Annotated in this window: 12 protein-coding genes, 1 tRNA gene and 7 pseudogenes; 10 read left to right on the top strand and 10 right to left on the bottom strand. The window is 68.5% G+C overall.

Annotated features, from left to right (window positions below):
* From GJ632_RS09075 to GJ632_RS09070, 3 genes and pseudogenes are all read right to left on the bottom strand, one after another.
* Positions 1-1178 (bottom strand): annotated as a pseudogene (locus tag GJ632_RS09075) (electron transfer flavoprotein subunit alpha/FixB family protein); the annotation flags it as partial.
* Between the two features lie 9 nt (positions 1179-1187).
* Positions 1188-2048 (bottom strand): annotated as a pseudogene (locus GJ632_RS22035) (electron transfer flavoprotein subunit beta/FixA family protein); the annotation flags it as partial.
* 128 nt (positions 2049-2176) lie between these two features.
* On the bottom strand, positions 2177-2506 hold the full coding sequence (locus tag GJ632_RS09070) for a ferredoxin family protein (RefSeq protein WP_089807590.1): 330 nt from the start codon (positions 2504-2506) through the stop codon (positions 2177-2179).
* 322 nt (positions 2507-2828) lie between these two features.
* On the opposite strand from GJ632_RS09070, the gene GJ632_RS09065 reads away from it, so the two are divergent.
* Together GJ632_RS09065 and GJ632_RS09060 are read left to right on the top strand one after the other, a co-directional pair.
* The gene (locus tag GJ632_RS09065; protein ID WP_089807592.1) at positions 2829-3308 is read left to right on the top strand and encodes a DUF456 domain-containing protein; all 480 of its coding nucleotides are present in this window, start codon (positions 2829-2831) and stop codon (positions 3306-3308) included.
* Positions 3309-3374: 66 nt separating this feature from the next.
* Complete coding sequence (locus GJ632_RS09060) at positions 3375-3779, top strand: hypothetical protein (protein WP_191452738.1); 405 nt, start codon at positions 3375-3377, stop codon at positions 3777-3779.
* 64 nt (positions 3780-3843) lie between these two features.
* Here GJ632_RS09060 and GJ632_RS09055 read toward each other — a convergent pair.
* From GJ632_RS09055 to GJ632_RS09035, 5 genes and pseudogenes are all read right to left on the bottom strand, one after another.
* Positions 3844-4433, bottom strand: a pseudogene (locus tag GJ632_RS09055) (cyclase family protein).
* Between the two features lie 20 nt (positions 4434-4453).
* On the bottom strand, positions 4454-5911 hold the full coding sequence (locus GJ632_RS09050; RefSeq protein ID WP_191452737.1) for a CoA-acylating methylmalonate-semialdehyde dehydrogenase: 1458 nt from the start codon (positions 5909-5911) through the stop codon (positions 4454-4456).
* Between the two features lie 75 nt (positions 5912-5986).
* A pseudogene (locus GJ632_RS09045) lies at positions 5987-7774 on the bottom strand (glutamate--tRNA ligase).
* A 217-nt stretch (positions 7775-7991) separates the two neighbouring features.
* Positions 7992-9038: a geranylfarnesyl diphosphate synthase gene (gene idsA3 / locus GJ632_RS09040; protein ID WP_191452739.1), complete on the bottom strand. Its 1047-nt coding sequence runs from the start codon at positions 9036-9038 to the stop codon at positions 7992-7994.
* 15 nt (positions 9039-9053) lie between these two features.
* Positions 9054-10390: pseudogene (locus GJ632_RS09035) on the bottom strand (RNase J family beta-CASP ribonuclease); the annotation flags it as partial.
* A 342-nt stretch (positions 10391-10732) separates the two neighbouring features.
* Between GJ632_RS09035 and GJ632_RS23390 the strand changes: the two are divergent.
* The 5 genes and pseudogenes from GJ632_RS23390 to purF form a co-directional block, all read left to right on the top strand.
* Positions 10733-11065 (top strand): annotated as a pseudogene (locus GJ632_RS23390) (PAS domain-containing protein); the annotation flags it as partial.
* A gap of 320 nt (positions 11066-11385) precedes the next feature.
* The gene (locus GJ632_RS23385; protein WP_343161100.1) at positions 11386-11781 is read left to right on the top strand and encodes an ATP-binding protein; all 396 of its coding nucleotides are present in this window, start codon (positions 11386-11388) and stop codon (positions 11779-11781) included.
* Positions 11782-11838: 57 nt separating this feature from the next.
* On the top strand, positions 11839-12072 hold the full coding sequence (locus tag GJ632_RS09025; protein WP_089807604.1) for an LSM domain-containing protein: 234 nt from the start codon (positions 11839-11841) through the stop codon (positions 12070-12072).
* Positions 12069-12245 (top strand): 50S ribosomal protein L37e, encoded by a 177-nt coding sequence (locus tag GJ632_RS09020; protein WP_089807606.1) that lies wholly within the window; start codon positions 12069-12071, stop codon positions 12243-12245. Before GJ632_RS09025 ends, GJ632_RS09020 begins: the two co-directional genes overlap by 4 nt.
* A 278-nt stretch (positions 12246-12523) precedes the next feature.
* On the top strand, positions 12524-14077 hold the full coding sequence (gene purF, locus GJ632_RS09015; protein ID WP_089807608.1) for an amidophosphoribosyltransferase: 1554 nt from the start codon (positions 12524-12526) through the stop codon (positions 14075-14077).
* Between the two features lie 60 nt (positions 14078-14137).
* On the opposite strand, the gene GJ632_RS09010 is transcribed toward purF, so the two are convergent.
* Positions 14138-14698 (bottom strand): DUF420 domain-containing protein, encoded by a 561-nt coding sequence (locus GJ632_RS09010; RefSeq protein WP_089807610.1) that lies wholly within the window; start codon positions 14696-14698, stop codon positions 14138-14140.
* A gap of 122 nt (positions 14699-14820) precedes the next feature.
* Between GJ632_RS09010 and GJ632_RS09005 the strand changes: the two genes are divergently transcribed.
* Positions 14821-14905: transfer RNA gene (locus GJ632_RS09005), tRNA-Leu, on the top strand.
* 307 nt (positions 14906-15212) lie between these two features.
* Here the strand turns inward: GJ632_RS09005 and GJ632_RS09000 are convergent.
* Positions 15213-16241 carry an LLM class flavin-dependent oxidoreductase gene (locus tag GJ632_RS09000; protein ID WP_089807611.1) on the bottom strand — a complete coding sequence of 343 codons (1029 nt, stop codon included), beginning with the start codon at positions 16239-16241 and terminating at the stop codon, positions 15213-15215.
* Positions 16242-16406: 165 nt separating this feature from the next.
* Between GJ632_RS09000 and GJ632_RS08995 the strand changes: the two genes are divergently transcribed.
* Entirely contained in the window at positions 16407-16925 is a 519-nt protein-coding gene (locus GJ632_RS08995; protein ID WP_191452736.1) for a multiprotein-bridging factor 1 family protein, read from the top strand.
* Between the two features lie 73 nt (positions 16926-16998).
* Positions 16999-17718 (top strand): annotated as a pseudogene (locus GJ632_RS08990) (alanyl-tRNA editing protein); the annotation flags it as partial.

Below are 17718 nucleotides of genomic sequence, written 5' to 3'. Positions count from 1 at the left end.
CGTCGTCGAGTTCGAGTTCGTGGGTCGCGACGACTGCCCTCGCGGTTCGGGGGTCCGGGTCGGGCACCTCGAAACTGGCCGGGGATGACCGACGCGCCCCGCGGGTGGAACTCCCGGCGCGGGTTGTCCAGACAGAGGATGGTCGAGTACTCGAACCCCGAGAAGTCCGGCCGCTTCATGTGCAGGACGCGTTCGAACGTCCGCTTCTCGCCGGCCGCACCGGTCTTCACCGGGTTCGAGATGACCTCCTCGTCGATGTAGAGCCCCGAGCAGTCGCTGGCGAGGCCGGAGTCCAACTCCGCCTGCACGAGGGCCGAGAGGTCGCGGCCGTTGTTCGTCGCCGGGAAGAGGACGTACCGCGGCTTGTCGTAGTCGCGCCACGCCTCGTCGCGGCCGTCCTTCACCTCGCCACCCCCGTGGGTCGCCCCCGCGCGGGCCATGTCGCAGACGATTTCGGTGTACGGCTTGTGCTGGAAGCGCGCGAGACGTTCGTCCTCGTGGACGACGACGACGTCCGCGCCGTGCGCTATCACGTCCTCGGCGTGCGTCTCCACGTCGTCGCCGACGAGGACCGCGACGACGCGTTCGTCGTCCTCGTCGGGGTACTCGGCGTTGTAGTCGTCCATCAGTTGGCGGGCCTTGCCGAGCATCTCCTTCGACACGGAGACGAGTTCGCCCGCCTGCGTCTCGCAGTAGACCCACATGTCGCGGTACGTCCCGCCCCGGAGGGCGCGGACGTGTCGCTTGTCCCGCGTCGGGTGCGAGAGGTCCGGGTGCCGTTCCTCCGGCGGTCGGTCGTCCACTTCCGACTCCTCGCCCTCCTCGGACCCCTGTACGGCGTCGAGTCGGCGCTGTATCAGTCGCGTCACCGCGTCGCGGTCCTCTCCCTCCGTCTCCTCCTGCAGGAGTCGCTCCAGTTCGTCCACCTCCTCTATGCTCTGGAGAGCGTTGCCCACCTCGGCGGCCGACATCGACGAGAGGTCTATCTCGCCGACGTCCTCGTCGCCGTCCCCCTCGAACTTCTCGATGCGACTCTCGATGAGAGCGACCGCACCGGGGCGGTCCTCGCCGTCTCGCTCGGCCTGCAGAATCTCGCGGAGTTCGTCGGGGTCCTCGACGTCCTTTATCGCCGGGCCGAGTTCGGAGATGTCGTACTCGGTCGGGTCGAGTTCGGCCACGGTCAGTCCACCCCCCGCGGCCGCGGGGTCGCCCGCGAACGGTCGCATCTCGTCCAGGACGGACTCCATCCCCTCGGCGTCGTCGGGCGCTACCATCGTCGCCTCGCGTTCGGCGGGCGGTTTCGGGATGGGGTCCACCGAGGAGACGATGGTCGGCGACCCGTCGAGGCCGATGTAGTCGGGGTCCACGTTGATGTCGGCGTGGTCCCAGACGGTCAGTGCGTCCTCGTAGTCGGCGGCGCGTTCGCGCGCCGTCTCCCGCAGGTCCTTCAGCGTGAGTCGGTCGCCGGCGGTCCGGTAGGAGGGTTCGAACTCCGGGTCGGCGACGACGAACGCCGGCAGGTCCGTCTCTACGGTCTCCATCTCCGCGATGTCGCCCTCCACGAGTCGTTTCGCGCGGAGTCGCCCCGCCTCCTCGTCCACGTCGAGGGCGAGACGTGGGTGACGAGGGGCATGTCGAGGCACCAGCACGTCTGCGGGCCGGTGTGGCCCGTCTCCCCGTCGGCCGTCTTGAACCCCGCGAAGACGAGGTCCGGGACGCCCATCTTCTCGATGGCGGCGCTGAGCGTAATCGCCGTCGCCCACGTGTCGGCGGCGGCCATCTCGCGGTCGGAGAGAGGTAGAGGTCGTCCGCGTACGCCGACTCCATCGCCTCCTGCAGTACCTCCTTGTACCCCGGCGGCCCCATGCTCATCACCGAGACGGTGCCGCGTGGCGGACGCGCGTCTGCAACGCCGCCCGAAGCGCGTGTTCGTCGTTCGGGTTCATCACCGTCGGCGTCTTCCCGCGTTCGAGGTGTCCGTCCTCGTCGAACGAGACTTTCCCCTCTCGGAAGTCGGGGACGCCTTTCGTCAACACGAGTGTGTCCATTGTTGACTCACCACTACCCGAGGATGAGTTTCCCATTCCTTAACAATTATTCTCGATAAAATGAGCGTGCGGCGTTCACCCGCGGTACGGCCCGCCTGCGACGGTGCGCCGGTGAGGGCGCGTCGGGGTCAGACGCGGCCCGCGCGGCCGGGGTCCACGTCTATCGCGTCGACCGGACAGACGTCGACGCAGAGCATGCAGTCGATACACTGGTCCTCGCGGGCGGGTTGGACCTTCACGTCGGACTCGGGGTGGTCGGGCGTATCGACCCACGAGAACACGTCCACCGGACAGTCTTCGAGACAGGCGCCGTCGCCGATGCAGATGTCGAAGTCCACGGCGACGTGTGTGCCGTGAATACCCAGTTTCTCCGGCGGGTCCACCGGTCCCCACACCGCCACGCCGTCCTCTTCGTCCACCTTCTCGCGGTTCGTCTCGAAGTTCGGGTCAATCGGCATGATGTGTGATAACATTTTCTGCGCGCTTAAACCTACGGCACTCGGCTTCCGCCGACCGCCCGCCGGCGGTGGACGCCCGCCGCGCCGGTGCGCACGGAACCGCTTCGCCGTCGAACTCGGGCCCGACACCGGCCTCGGAGCCCTCGGTCGCGGTGAGGGTGAACGTCGTCCACCCGTCTCGCGTCCCGCAGTCGTCCGTCGACCGTACCACGCACCACCGTCGGTTTAACCCGACCGATTCCTCGGCCGGTGCCCGGCGAACCCGGGTCCGGCCTCGCGCGACGGCCCGACGGTATTTGCCTCTCCGCGACGAACGCGACCCGTGGACATCTACGCACTCGTCGCCATCGCACTCGCCGTCGTCGGCGTCGTCGGCGTCGTCGTCCCCCTCCTCCCGGGCGCTCTCCTCTCCGTCGCGGGCGCCCTCCTCTACTGGTGGTCGACGGGCTACACCGACCCCTCGCTCCCGGTGCTCGCGGCACTCGTGTTCGTCGGGGTCCTGACCGTGGTACTCGACTACTTCGGCGGGGCCATCGCGGCGCGGGCGGGCGGCGCGTCGTCGCTCACGACGGGCGCCGCCGTCGTCGTCGGCCTCGTCCTCCTCGTCGTGACGGGACCCGTCGGCTTCCTCCTCGGCATCGCCGCGACGGTGTTCGCCGTCGAGTTCTACCGCAACGAGGACGCCGAAGCGAGCGTCCGCGTCGCCCTCTACGCCACGGTGGGCGTCCTCGCCTCGACGGTGGTGCAGGTGCTACTCACCTCCGCGATGCTCGTCGTCCTCGTCCTCGCCGTCCTGTTCTGAGCGGCCGTCGTCGCCGCTCGGGGTCCGATGGCCAACTTTTCGGTCGCGGACCGTGACCGTCCCGCCGTGCGAGACGCGCCCTCGACCCGTCGCTCCCTCCTCCGAACCGCGACAGCGGCCGCCGTCGCCGGACTGTCCGGGTGCTCCGCGCTCGGTGGCGGCGGCGCGGACGCCGTCGGCCTCTACCTCTTCAACGAGACGGACGCCGAATTCCGGGTGACCCTTCACTACCTCGACTGCGAACAGGTGGGCCGCGAACAGCACTCCATCGGCGTCGAAGCGGGCACCTACGCGTACTCCGCGAACGAAGTCGTCGCGAACTCCGGGGCGTGCGCGCTGGAAGTGACGACGGGCGACGGCCCCGCCGACACGTACGAGTGGAACGTCGGGCGCGAGACGCTCGTGGTCACGGTGAAACCGGACGCCGTGGCGTTCGACCTGCGCGCGCCGACGTACACGCCGGACCGGTGAGCGGTGGACGCGGCGACGACGCTCACCGACCGCGACAGTGCGACGACGCTCGCCGACCGACGACTCACACCCGCGCGACGGCCCGGACCGGCGCGCCGTCGGCGTCCACCTTCAGCGGGAACGCCAGCAACTCGAACCGGTCGGGCACGTCGCCGAGTTCGGTGAGGTTCTCGACTATCAGCAGTCCCGCGCCGAGGAGCGCGCGGTGGGCGGGGACGCCCTCGCCGCCCGTCGGGTCGGGACTGAGCGCGTCGATGCCGACGTGGTGGCCGCGTTCGGCGCACCGGTCGGCCGTCTCGGGCGCGAGGGCGGGGTGGTCGACCATCCGGTCGGTCCCCCACTCGGCGTCCCACCCCGTCCGGAAGACGAGCATCTCCGCGTCCGTCTCGGGCAGTCTGTCGGGGCCAATGGCCCCGTTCGCGCCCGCGTCGCGGCAGTCCACGAGGCGGGCGTCGAAGCGGAACCGGTCGACCGAGAACGACCCGAGCGTCGCCCCGTCGCGTTCGGTGTGCGCGGGGGCGTCGACGTGCGTCCCCGCGTGCGTGCCGAGTTCGAGGCGCGAGACGCGGTAGCCGTCGGACTCGTGCGTCGCGTGCGGCGTCACCGACACCGCGGGGTCGCCGGGGTACGTCGCATTCCCGCCTCCACCGGCATCGTCAGGTCGACGAGTCGGCTCACCGGTCCGGCCACCGTTCGATGTACACCGTCTCGTCCGTGTAGAAGCGAATCGCGTCGTCGCCCTGCGCGTGCAAGTCGCCGAAGAACGACTCCTTGGCGCCCCCGAAGTGGAAGAACGCCATCGGCGCGGCGGTGCCGACGTTGACGCCGAGGTTGCCGGGGTCGGCCTCGTGCCGGAAGCGCTTGGCCTCCGCGCCCGACGTGGTGAACAGACTCGCCGCGTTGCCGTACCGCGACTCGTTCACCGTCGCTATCGCCGTCTCGAAGTCCGGCACGCAGACCAGCGCCAGTATCGGCCCGAATATCTCCTCGCCGACCAGCGCGGAGTCCGTCGGCACGTCGCCGAACACGGTGGGTCCGAGGTAGTGACCCGTCGCGGGCGTCTCGGCCTCGCGGCCGTCCACGAGGAGTTCTGCCCCGTCTTCGACGCCCGTCTCGACGTAGCCCGCGACCCTGTCGCGGTGGGCGGCGGTGGTCAGCGGTCCCATCTCCGTCGCCTCGTCCAGTCCGTCGCCGACGACCATCGACCGGGCGCGGTCGGCGAGGTGCGCGGCGAACTCGTCGTACACCGAGTCGACGACGACGGCGACGGGGTTCGCCAGACAGCGCTGCCCGGAGTTGGCGAACGCCGACCCGAGCGTCCCCTCGACGGCGGTTTCGAGGTCCGCCGTCGCGGAGACGACGACGTGGTTCTTCGCGCCGCCCTGCGCCTGCACGCGCTTGCCGTTCGCGGCGGCCGTCTCGTAGACGTGCTTCGCCACGGGCGTACTGCCGACGAACGAGACGCCCTCGACGTCGGGGTGTTCGCAGAGCGCGTCCACCGCCGTCGCGTCGCCGTGGACGAGGTTGACGACGCCGTCGGGGAAGCCCGCTTCCGCGGCCAGTTCGACGATGCGCGTGGGGGTGTACGGGTCGCGTTCGCTCGGCTTCAGGACGAACGCGTTGCCGGTGGCGACGGCGTACGGGAGGAACCACAGCGGAATCATCGCCGGGAAGTTGAACGGCGTGACGGCGGCGAACACGCCCACCGGTTCCCGCACCGCCGTCTCGTCGATGCCCGGTGCGGCGTTCGCGAGGTGGCCCGCCTGCATCGTCGTCGGCACGCCGCAGGCGACTTCGACGTTCTCGATGCCGCGCCGTATCTCGCCGCGCGCCTCCGCCAGCGTCTTGCCGTGTTCGCGCACCAGCAGTTCCGCGAGTTCGTCCTGTTCGTCCTCCAGCAGCGACTTCAGGCGAAACAGCGGCTGGACTCGGTCCTCGACGGGCGTCTCGCGCCACGACTCGAACGCCTCGGCGGCGGCCGTCACCGCGTCGTCCACGTCCGCCTCGTCGCTGAAGCCGACGCGACCGATGGTCTCCGCCGTCGCCGGGTTCTCGACGGACTGTCCGTCGCGCGAGGGGTCGACCCACTCGCCGCCGACGCGGTTCCGCGCCGCCTGCAACTCTCGTTCCATGCCGTGTGGTGGCGAGTGCCGCGTAAAAGAGGTACCGCAGGGAGCGACCGACAGAGAGGGTCCGACAGCGGGTCGTTACTCGTGCGCCCAGTAGACGACGGACTCCTCGTCCGACGCGTCGGGCGAGTGGTCACCGTGGCCGTCTCGCGACTGCCCGTCGCTCGACTGTTTCGTGGCGCTCCGCGCCACGCTGTCTACCCGAACGAACCCGATTCGCTCGAACTGCACCACGTCGTCCACCTCGGTCTCCGCGAAGTCCGGTTCGGCGACGCCCGTCACGTCGTCCTCCATCGTCCGCATCCGGACGGGGACGTTGTCCGCGGCGGGCGCCCAGTGAACCACGTCCACGTCGCCCGAACGGACCACGTCGATGCCGTCGTCGGTGTGGACGAGGGGCGTCGTCCTCGCGGCGGACGCACCCGTACCCCTTCAGCCAGACGCGTTCGCGTCCGCGGGCACGTCAGCCGGTTCGACGACGACGCCGCCCGCGGCGGGGACGGTCCGGTCGCCGAGGTCCTCGTGGTCCAGGTGGAGCGCGGGGTGGCCCGCGTCCGGGCCGCCCTCGACGGCGAACTCCTCGCCCTCGCGGACGAGGAAGTAGCGGTTCGCCTCGTCGTCCACCACGTCGCGGTTGTTCGCGTAGATGGCCGTCATCGACAGGTCGACGTCGGAGGTGGACGTGCCGAGTTCGAGCATCGCGTCCACGATGGCCGACCCGCGGATGCCGCGGCGGCGGAGGCTCTTGATGGTCGGCGCGCGCGGGTCGTCCCAGCCGTCGAGTTCGCCCGCCTCTATCTTCCGCTTGATGGTCGAGGTGGACATCTTCACGTCGTAGGCGTCCACCTGCACGTGCCCCCAGTGGACGACTTCAGGGTAGTCCCAGCCGAAGTAGTCGTAGAGGAACCCCTGTCGCTTCGCGGAGTCCTGCAGGTCGATGCCGCGGATGATGTGCGTGACGCCGGTGAGGTGGTCGTCGACGGCCGACTGGAAATCGAGCATCGGCCAGCAGCGGTAGTCTTCGGCCTCCGGGCGCGGGTGCGGCGTGTCCACCATCCGGAACGCCACCCAGTCGCGCAGGGCGGGGTTCTTGTGCTCGATGTCGGTCTTGACGCGGAGGACCATCTCGCCGGAGGAGTACTCGCCGGCGACCATCGCCTCGAACTCCTCGCGGGACGTCTCCACGTCCTTGTCGCGGTGGGGACAGGGTTCGGCCGCGTTCTTCAGTTCCGAGAACGCCTCGCCCGAACACGAACAGGTGTACGCCCCGCCCATCTCGATGACCTCGCGGGCGTGGTCGTAGTACGTCTCCATGCGGTCGGACGCCGTGATGACCTCGTCCGGTTCGAAGCCGAGGTAGTCGACGTCCTCCAAGATGGCGTCGTAGGCGTCCAGGTCGGGGCGCTTCGTCTCGGGGTCGGTGTCGTCGAAGCGGACGACGAACGACCCGTCGTAGATGTCTTTGTACGTCCCGATGACGGCGGGCATCCGGGCGTGGCCGATGTGCCACGGCCCGTTCGGGTTCGGCGCGGCGCGCATCCGCACCTCGTCGTACGCATCGACGTTCGGCAGGTCGGGGAGCACCCGGTCGTCCCCCTCGTCTTCGGCCTCCATCTCCGCCAGTTCCTCGGGGGCCAACTCCTCCAGTCGCTCGCGCTTCTCCGCGGGCGGGAGGTCGTTCACGCGGGCGACGACGCCGCCCACGACGCCCGGAATCTCGTCGCCGTGCGGCCTGAAGTCGGGGTTCTCGCCCATCAGCGGTCCCATGACCGCCCCCACGTCGGCGTCGCTGTCGTACTTGACCGCGTTGAGGAGGGCGTGTTTCTCCGCCGCTCGCTCGACGCGCTCTCGTAACTCGTCGTCCATTACCGTCTGCTTCCTCGTCCCGCCTAAAAACAGGCCCGGATTGGGGGCACACCGACGTCTGCCCGCCGCACGGGCGCGCGGGTAGGGGTGCGACAACACTTACCACGTCAGACGTATAGCCCTTTCGCGGCGACGCGTCTGTGGCGAGGAGTCGTCGCAGCGAGGAGAGCGCGGTCCGCGGCGTCGAAGGAACCCCGGGACCGGGTGCGACTGGCGCTCAGTAGCCGCGGGTGATGAGGTAGTCCGCGATGTCTTCCAGCAGCGACCGCGCCTCGTTGTCCGGGAGGACCTCGAGGTGGCTCTTGGCCCGGTCGGTGAGTTCCTGCGCCTTGTCGCGGGCGTAGTCGATGGAGCCGGCGTCGTTCAGTTCGCCGACGGCGGCGTCGACGGCGTCTTCGGTGACCCCGTCGACGGTGTCGGCGGTGACGAGGCCGTCCACGTCGACGCCCTGCTGTCTCGCGTGCAGGGTGATGAGCGTCTCCTTGTTCTCGACGAGGTCGGACCCGCGCTGCTTGCCGAGTTTCTCGGAGGGGACGGTCAGGTCGAGCACGTCGTCCTGAATCTGGAACGCGCAGCCGGAGTCGATGCCGTAGCGGTAGAGCGCCTCCACCGTCTCGTCGTCGGCGCCCATCAGCACCGCGGCCGTCGACGCCGCCGCGCCGTAGAGGACGGCCGTCTTCAGTTCGATCATGTCGAGGTACTCGTCGGGCAGCACCTCGGTCCGGTTCTCGAACTCGATGTCGAACGCCTGCCCCTCGCATATCTTCGTACAGGTCGTCGCGAGGAGGCGGACGGCCTCGAGGCCGTCCTGCGGGTCCGCGCCCGTCTGCGTCATCAGCTCGAACGCCTTCGCGTAGAGCGTGTCGCCCGCGAGGATGGCCGTCTCGGTGTCGTACTCCTTGTGGACCGCGGGGACGCCGCGACGGAGGTCGTCGTCGTCCATGATGTCGTCGTGGATGAGTGTGAACGACTGGATGACCTCGATGCTCGCGGCGGCGGCCATCACGTCGAGGTCCGAACCGTCGAGCGCGGGGAACGACCGGTACTCCTCCGAGAGCGGTTCGACGTCCGCGAGCGCCTCGGCGGTGAGGAGCGTGACCGTCGGCCGGAGGCGCTTCCCGCCCGCCTGGAGCAGGTAGCGCGTCGCCTCGTAGAGGCGCTCCGGTTCCGACATCGGGATGTCCTCGTCGAGAGCCTCGTTGACGAGTTCCCGCCGTGCCCGCACCGCGTCGAGCACTCGCTCCTCCGTCGCTTCCGAACTCATCTCACTCCACCAGTGGATCATGTTGCCGTTACGGGTGATGTGGAGGTCGCGTCCCAACGCGTACCCCTGCGACTCACACAGGTCCACGTACGGCGAGAAGCCCTTGAGGTTCTGGTGGGCGGGGATGACGTGCTGGGGCTGCAGGGCGTCGAGCATCTGGTAGTGGCCCTCCTCGCGGAGGTGCCCCGAGACGTGAATCTCGTCGTAGATGCGTGCTCCCTGCATCTTCAGGAGTCGCTCGGACTGGTAGCGCTGGCCCTCGTTCGTCGGTTCGGGGATGACCCGCGCCGAGAACAGCACCTTGTCGCCGTCCTCCAGTTCGTACGGCGTCTCGCCGCGGCCCATCCGCGTGAGCATCGCGCGCGGTTCGCCCTGGTGACCGGTGACGATGGGGAGGTACTTCTCCTTGCCCTCCTTCATGATGCGCTTGAACGTCCGGTCGACGGACTTGCGGTGTCCGTACATCCCCACGTCGTCGGGGAAGTCGACGAAGCCGAGGCGCTCGGCGGTGCCGGAGTACTTCTCCATCGACCGGCCGAGCAGGACGGGCTGACGGCCGATGTCCTTGGCGAACTCGACGATGGAGGAGACGCGGGAGACGTGCGAGGAGAACGTCGTGGCGACGATGCCGCCGTCGTAGTCCTCGATGGAGCGGATGGTGTCTTCGAGGTGCTTGCGCGCGACGGACTCGGAGGGCGTTCGGCCCTTCCGACCGGCGTTCGTGCAGTCCTCGATGTAACAGAGGACGCCGTTGCCCTCGCGACCGATCTCGCGGAACCGCTCCATGTCGATGGGGTCCTGGATGACCGGCGAGTGGTCCATGCGCTTGTCGAGGCCGTAGACGACGGCCCCCTCGGGCGTGTGGAGAACGGGGTTGATGGCGTCGATGATGGAGTGGGTGACGTGGACGAACTCGAGTTCGACGTTGCCGGAGTCCCCGATGGACATCGTCTCGCCGGCCTCCATCTTCACGAGGTCGTTGCCGACGTGAACTTGTTCTCCCCTTCGACCTGCTGTTTCACCAGTTCGATGGTGAACGGCGACGCGACGACGGGAGCGTCGTAGCGGTGGGCCAGTTTCGAGATGGCGCCGATGTGGTCGAGGTGGCCGTGCGTCGGCACGATGGCCTGCACGTCGCCCTCGAGGTCGGACATCACCCGGTCGTCCGGGATGGCGCCCATGTCGATGAGGTCGAGGCTGTGCATCTTCTCGGTCTCCACGTTGTCGTGGATGAGGACCTGACTCAGGTTCAGGCCCATGTCGAAGACGACGACGTCGTTTCCTGCGCGGACCGCCGTCATCTGTCGACCGACTTCTTCGTAACCGCCGATGGTTGCAATTTCGATTTCCATGGTTTTCCGAGCATTGAAAGCCACAATCGTGGCGAAGGTGCTCACTGAAACGCCCCGCCGGTGTCGAACCCGCCTCCAATCGACGGGTTTCGTCACGGGACTGAACGGCCCCGGCATCTTACAGCGCGTCGGTCGTCGGCCCCGCGTGCGGCGGCCCCGGTGGCCCCCGCACTTACCCGCGGGTGTATCGGTAACTGGAGCTACACACCGGGGTATTAAAAACTACGTGGGTTGCTCACGCCGGCTCCGGACGGCGAGCGACGTGTCACCGCCACGCGCGCTCGGTGACCCGTCGGAATATCGAAAAGATTGATTACCGGACGTATCTTGTGAGTGACACAGATGGACACGGGACGGTTGATACAGGAGGTGGAAGACGACCCGTTCGCGTACCTCCCGGTGATGGTGGTCGTGAGCCGCCCCGACGAGGACGGCGTCCCGGTGATAGAGGACTGCAACGACCGGTTCGTCGAGCGACTCGGCTACGACCGCGAGGCCGTCGTCGGAACGCGCGTGGCCGAGTTCTACACCGCGGAGTCCGCGGCCGAGCATCTGGACGGCGCGTACGAACGCGCGCGAGACGGCGACTACGACAGGGAGGAACGGGACCTCGTCACCGACGACGGCAGCGTCGTCTCCACCGTCGTCCGCGCGACGCCGCGGCGCGTGGACGGCGAGGTCGTCGGCACCGTCGGCGTGTTCGTCGACGTGACCAGACAGAAACTCCGCGAACAGCACGTGAACGTCCTCAACCGCGTGATGCGCCACAACATCCGCAACGACCTGAACGTCCTCCACGGACACGCGGAGATGCTCGCGGAACACGACGACGACGCCGTCGTCGAATCCGCGCGAGTGGTCGGTCGAACCGTCGAGCGGTGGCTTTCGCTGACGGAGAAGGCGACGGAGATAGAGCGACTGTTCGAGGAGACGCCCGACCGGTCGGCGTCGCTCCGTGACCTCCTCCGCGAGACGCAGACGGCGGTCGAACTCGGGTGGCCCGCCGCGACGGTCGGCGTCGAACCGCCGAGCGAGGACGTCCACGTCTCCGAGCGACTGGCCGTCGTCCTCGAAGAACTCTGCGAGAACGGCGTCAAGCACGCCGACGTCGAGAAACCGGCCGTCCGGGTGGACGCCGCGCGCGTCGAGAGGAGTGGGTCGAACTCCGAGTCACCGACGAGGGGCCTGGCATCCCCGACCACGAGCGGACCGTCCTGCGCAACGGCGAGGAGACGGCGCTGGTCCACGGGAGCGGGATGGGCCTGTGGCTGGTGCGAACCGTCGTCCGACGAATCGGTGGCCGCCTCCGGGTGCGGGACGCACCGGACGGGTCCGGGAGCACCGTCGTCGTCTCCGTGCCCGTCGTCGAACCCGACGGTGCGGACGGTTGACACGCGAGCGACCCGCTGTTCGGCACATTTAATACCGAAACCCGATGCGTCTTTGCCATGAGCGGACGACCCCTCGACGTACTCGAGGCTTCGCTGGAAGAAACCGTGACCGTCAACCTGAAAGACGGGAGTTCGTACCACGGCACTCTGGCGGGCTACGACCAGCACATGAACGTGGTTCTCGAAGCGCCGCCGGAGGAGGACGAGCAGATCCTCGGCGAAATCGAGGTCACGCCGGTTGAAGACACAACGATTATACGCGGCGATAACGTCGTCACAATCAAAGCATGACGGGAGCAGGAACCCCGAGCCAAGGAAAGAAGAACAAGACGACGCACGTGAAGTGCCGTCGCTGCGGAGAGAAGTCCTACCACGTGAAGAAGAAGCAGTGCTCGTCGTGCGGGTTCGGCAAGTCCGCCAAGCGCCGCGGCTACGAGTGGCAGTCGAAGTCGGGCGACAACTGAGGCGCACCGCGGCCGACTCTCCTCTCACTCTCTCGTTCTCCAGCGACGACGTTCACCGTCTCCCAGCGACGACACCAACCGTCTGCGTTCACGCTCCGGCAGTCCGCCCCACGCTCGTCTCTCCGTTCCACTCGCGAGACTCCCACGACACCGGCGCAGGCGACTGACTCGCACGACCGCGACGACATATGCACGAGTGTGTATATAATTGGGTCCGAGGAGCGGCAAAGAACACACAAGGACGGGTTTTTTAGCCCTCGGAATCCGTAGCAACGAGTATGTCAGACGGGCGGGACGCTCAGACCCCCACACCCGGACGAGACGCGGGCCGACAGCAACCGACCGCCGCGGACCTCTCGGGCCCAACCGAGAAGTGCGGCGTCGTCGGCGTCGCCCTCGCGGACCGCGCGGCGGCGCGGCCCCTGTACTACTCTCTGTACGCCCTCCAGCACCGGGGGCAGGAGTCGGCGGGCATCGTCACGCACGACGGCTTCCAACAGCACAGTCACGTCGAGACGGGCCTCGTCGGCGACGTGTTCGACGAGGGCGACCTCGATTCGCTGGCCGGGACGACGGGCATCGGCCACGTCCGCTACCCCACCTCCGGGGGCCTCGGTTCCTGCTGCGCCCAGCCGTTCTCGGTGTCGTTCAAGTCGGGGTCGCTCGGTCTCGCGCACAACGGCAACCTCGTGAACGCCGACGAGATACGCGACGAACTCGAAGGGTTGGGTCACGCCTTCACCTCCACCGGCGACACGGAGGTCATCGCCCACGACCTCGCCCGCAACCTCCTCGAGGAGGACCTCGTCCGCGCGGTCAAGCACACGATGCAGCGCATCCACGGGTCGTACTCGCTCACCATCATGCACGACGAGACGGTGCTCGCGGTCCGCGACCCCCAGGGGAACCGACCGCTCTGCATCGGCGAACTCGAGGACGGCTACGTCGTCGCCTCGGAGTCGGCCGCCATCGACACCCTCGACGGCGAACTCGTCCGCGACGTGCGGCCGGGCGAACTCGTCGTCCTCGAAGCCGACGGCTCCGGTTTCGACTCCTACCAACTGGTCGAACGGGAGAACACCGCCCACTGCTTCTTCGAACACGTCTACTTCGCCCGCCCGGACTCCGTCATCGACGACAACCTCGTCTACGAGGTGCGGCGGAACCTCGGCCGGAAACTGTGGGCGGAGTCCGGCGTCGAGTCCGACGTGGTGATGCCCGTCCCCGACTCCGGCCGCGCGTTCGCCTCCGGATACGCCGAGGCGGCCAACGAGACGACGCCCGACGGCGACCCCCGCGAGAGCGAGGAGAGCGTCGAGTTCGCCGAGGGCCTGATGAAGAACCGCTACGTCGGTCGGACGTTCATCATGCCGACGCAGGACGAACGCGAACGCGCCGTCCGCCTGAAACTCAACCCGATAAAGAGCACCATCGAGGGGCGGTCGGTCACCATCATCGACGACAGCATCGTCCGCGGCACCACCTCGCGCCAACTCGTCCAACTCGTCCGCGACGCCGGGGCCGAAGAGGTCCACGTCCGCATCGGCGCGCCGCCCATCGTCGCCCCCTGCTACATGGGCATCGACATGGCGACGCGGGAGGAACTCATCGCCTCCGACAAGACCACAGAGGAGATACGCGACGACATCGGCGCGGACAGCCTCTCGTACCTCTCCATCGACGCCATCGGCGAGGTACTCGGCGAGTCCCGCGCGGACCTCTGTCTCGGTTGCGTCACCGGCGAGTATCCGTACGACATCGAGGGCGAACCGACCGACCGGACGGTCGAACGACCGACCATCGCCGGCGACACGCTACCGGCCGACGACTGAGCGACGGTCTGGGGCGACCCGAGACCGACCGACTCAGAAGCCGCGTTTCCCGTCCCGCCGTCAGTAGACGACGTACAGCAGGGCGTACACCACGTCGCCGAGGAAGAACGATATCAGCCACAGCGACGCCGCCACCCGGCCGACCGTCCGGTGTCGCGTCCCGTAGATGTCCTCGACGGGCCGCGAGACGGCCAACAGCAGGACGTAGTACAGGAGCGGGATACAGACGATGGCCAGCAGGATGTGGACGGCCAGCGTCGGCAGGTAGACGAACTGGTACACCGTCGCCGGACCCGGGAAGTCGGACGGCCCCTCGAGGACGACCCGATACAGGTAGAGGACGAGGAACGCGACGAACAGGCCGAGCGTCGCGAGCATGAACGCGCGGTGTCGCGTCACGTCGCCGCGCCGGATGGCGCGCACGCCGAGGACGATGGTGACGATGGCCGTCGTGCTGAGGACGGCGTTGACGTGCGGGATGGCGGCGACGAAGCCGTCGGAGGCGCGCGGCAGGAGCGACTGCGGGATGTAGCCGAGGACGGCACCGAACACGAGTGCGAGGGAGACGACGCTGAGTGCGGCCGTCGCACCCGGGACGTGGTCTCGTACGCGAAGTTCCATATCGAAAGAGGACGGCCGAACGAGCAAAACGGTGCCGTCTGCGAACGGCCGACACGACACCCGCGAAAGGAAACTCATTTAAATTACCCCGGATAACGATGGAGTGCAACAAGACACAGCGAGCGTGGGTAGCCAAGCCAGGCCAACGGCGCAGCGTTGAGGGCGCTGTCTCGTAGGAGTCCGCCGGTTCAAATCCGGTCCCACGCATCGCAAGGGTGGTCCGACGGACCACCGTACCGGGGCGGCCACACCGCCGCGGCAACACGATGCAGGTGATCTCCCGTTCGGGACATCACCCACGCACAATCCTTCAGACGCTACCCACTGAGCGACCGCTCCGTGGGGTCGTCGATTTCGAACGGTCTCGAACCGCGAGCGTCGCGTCTGCGACGACCGACCGACGGGTGAGTTTCTGAGGCGTGACCTCCCGACGGGTGAGTGCCCGAGACGTGACCTCCCGACGGGTGAGTGCCCGAGACGTGACCTCCCGACGGGTGAGTGCCCGAGGCGTGACTCACCGCGGCGCGAGGCCGACGGCGTCGGCCAGCAACTCGTGGGAGCGAAGCCCGTGGTCGTGGTCGGCGACGACGTGTTGAATCATCACCTCGTCGACGCCGACGCGGTCGGCGAGTTGCGCCAGCAGGTCCGCGAGCGTCTCGGGACTCCCCGAGACGGCCCGCGGCCACTCGTCGTCGTCCAACGTCGCGGGCGTCGGGTCCGGGACGCCGCCGAGTTCGTCGACGGCCTCCTCGACCGACGGAGCGGAGCCGACTTCTCCCCGCCGCATCCGCCGGTACGACGCCTCCGCCACCGCCCGTCGTCGCGCCGCCTCGCGGTCCGTCTCGGCACAGATGGCGTTCACCGCCACCATCCCGCGCGGTTCGTCGACGCCGCCGGCCAACCGGGAGGGGCGGAATCGCTCGCGGTACTCCTCGAAGGAGTGTGCGGCGAACTGCGGTCGGATGAACGCCGCGAAGCAGTAGGGGAGGCCGAGTTCGCCCGCGATGGCCGCGCTCGACGGACTCGACCCGAGCACCCACGGCACGGGCGTCTCCGCGCCGGAGCGCGGCACGTCGATGTCGCCGTAGTCGTGGTCCTCGGGGTAGTCGTCGTACAGGTGGTTGACGACGGCCTCGACCCGTTCGGCGTGGTCTTCGTCCGGGTTCTCCACGTGTCGCTCGGTGCCCAGCGCTCGGTCCACGGCGGGCGACCCGTTCGCCCGCCCGAGTCCGGCGTCGATGCGCCCCGGGGCCAGTCCGTCCAGCGCGCCGAACACCTCGGCGACCTTGAACGGGCTGTAGTGGTTGAGAAGCACCGCGCCGGAGCCGAGCCGAATCGACTCCGTCTCGGCCGCGAGGTGGCCGAGCAACACCTCGGGCGTCGTGCCGGCCAGCGAGTCGGGGATGCCGTGGTGTTCGGCGACCCAGAACCGCTCGTACCCGAGTCGCTCGGCCTGTCGAGCGGCCTCGACGGTGTTCGCGTAGGCGTCGGCCGCGGTGCCGCCGTCCGGAACGGGAGAGAGGTCTACGACGGAGAGGTTCACGTGCGACCGTCGGAGACTGCGAGGAATAACCGTTCGGCTGGCGGCCGCGCTTGTGGGGTTCGGGTGCGGGCGGACCGTCCGGCCGGGACGCCGCGAGTGGCCGCGTTCCCGCCGCGTCGGCGGTCTGTGCCGCGATTTTAAAAGGGTAGAACCGGTACCATGGGTATGGCCAAATACTCGACCGGACGCGGGGGCGGTGGGGGAGACGGCGATAGCTGCGAACTCTGCGGTCGTTCGTCGACGAAACTCCGTCGCGCCAACGTCTCCGGCGCGGACTTGCTCGTCTGTCCCGACTGCGCACCGCACGACGACTCAAAGCACGAGGGGACCGGTGACTCGTCCAGCGGCGGAGGCTCCGACGGCGAACCCAACCGGAAGAAGCGGGCCGCCCAGCGTCAGGCGAAGATGTACGACCAGGCGAAGGGCGACTCCAAACACTGGGAGCGGAAGGGGACGAACTACGAGAAGGACCGCCTCCCCTACCTCGTCTCCGACTACGGCGACGTGGTCGCGGCGGCGCGGCAGGACGCGGGCCTCACCGTCGAGGAACTCGCGGCCGAACTCGACGCCGACGAGTCCGACGTCGAGGCGGTCGAACAGGGCCGCGCCACGCGGGCGGGTGTCGGGGGCTCGCTCGTTCGCGCCATCGAGGAGCGACTCGGCGTGACGCTCGTCGACGAGTAGCGGCGGGCGGACGGTAGCCGAACGGCTGGCCGCGACGACACCCTTTTTGTCCGACGGCGGCGCACCACCGTGCATGTTGACACGCGCCCCGGAGGAGCCGACGAGTCCGCGAGTTCGAAGCCAGGGTGACGGCCGTCGACGGCCGCGACGTGCGCCTCGACCGCACCTACTTCTACGCCGAGAGCGGCGGCCAACCCGCAGATAGGGGGACGCTCGGCGGGATACCCGTCGCCGACGTGCAGACGGTCGGCGACGACGTGGTCCACACGCTCGACTCCGACCCCGACTTCGCCGCCGACGAGACGGTGACGGGCGTCGTGGACGACGACTTCCGAACCTACTGCATGCGGGCGCACACCGCCAGCCACGTCCTGTACGGCGCGGGGCGACACCTGCTCTCTGACCTCGGCTACGGCGCTTCGACATCTCGCCGGAGAAGGTCCGGGTGGACTTCGCCACCTCGACGGACATCGACGACGAGGTGCTGGTCGAACTCGAACGGCTGGTCAACCGCGCGGTGTGGGACGCTCGCCCCGTCTCGTGGGAGGAGGTGCCGACCGAGGAGGCCCGAAACAGGGACGAGGTGGCGTTCAACACGAAGACCGAGGAGGGCGTGATGGGCGACGCCGACACCGTCCGCCTCGTGACCGTCGAGGACTGGGACGTGGCCGCCTGCGGCGGGACGCACGTCTCCAACACGCTCGAAATCGGCCCCGTGACCGTCCTCGGTCGCTCGAACCCCGGCGAAGGACTCACCCGCGTCGAGTTCGCCGTCGGCCCGACGGGCGTCGAC

It is taken from the genome of Halogeometricum sp. CBA1124 (genome assembly GCF_009741955.1).
Taxonomy (GTDB): domain Archaea; phylum Halobacteriota; class Halobacteria; order Halobacteriales; family Haloferacaceae; genus Halogeometricum; species Halogeometricum rufum.
This window is presented reverse-complemented; position numbering and strand designations above follow the sequence as displayed.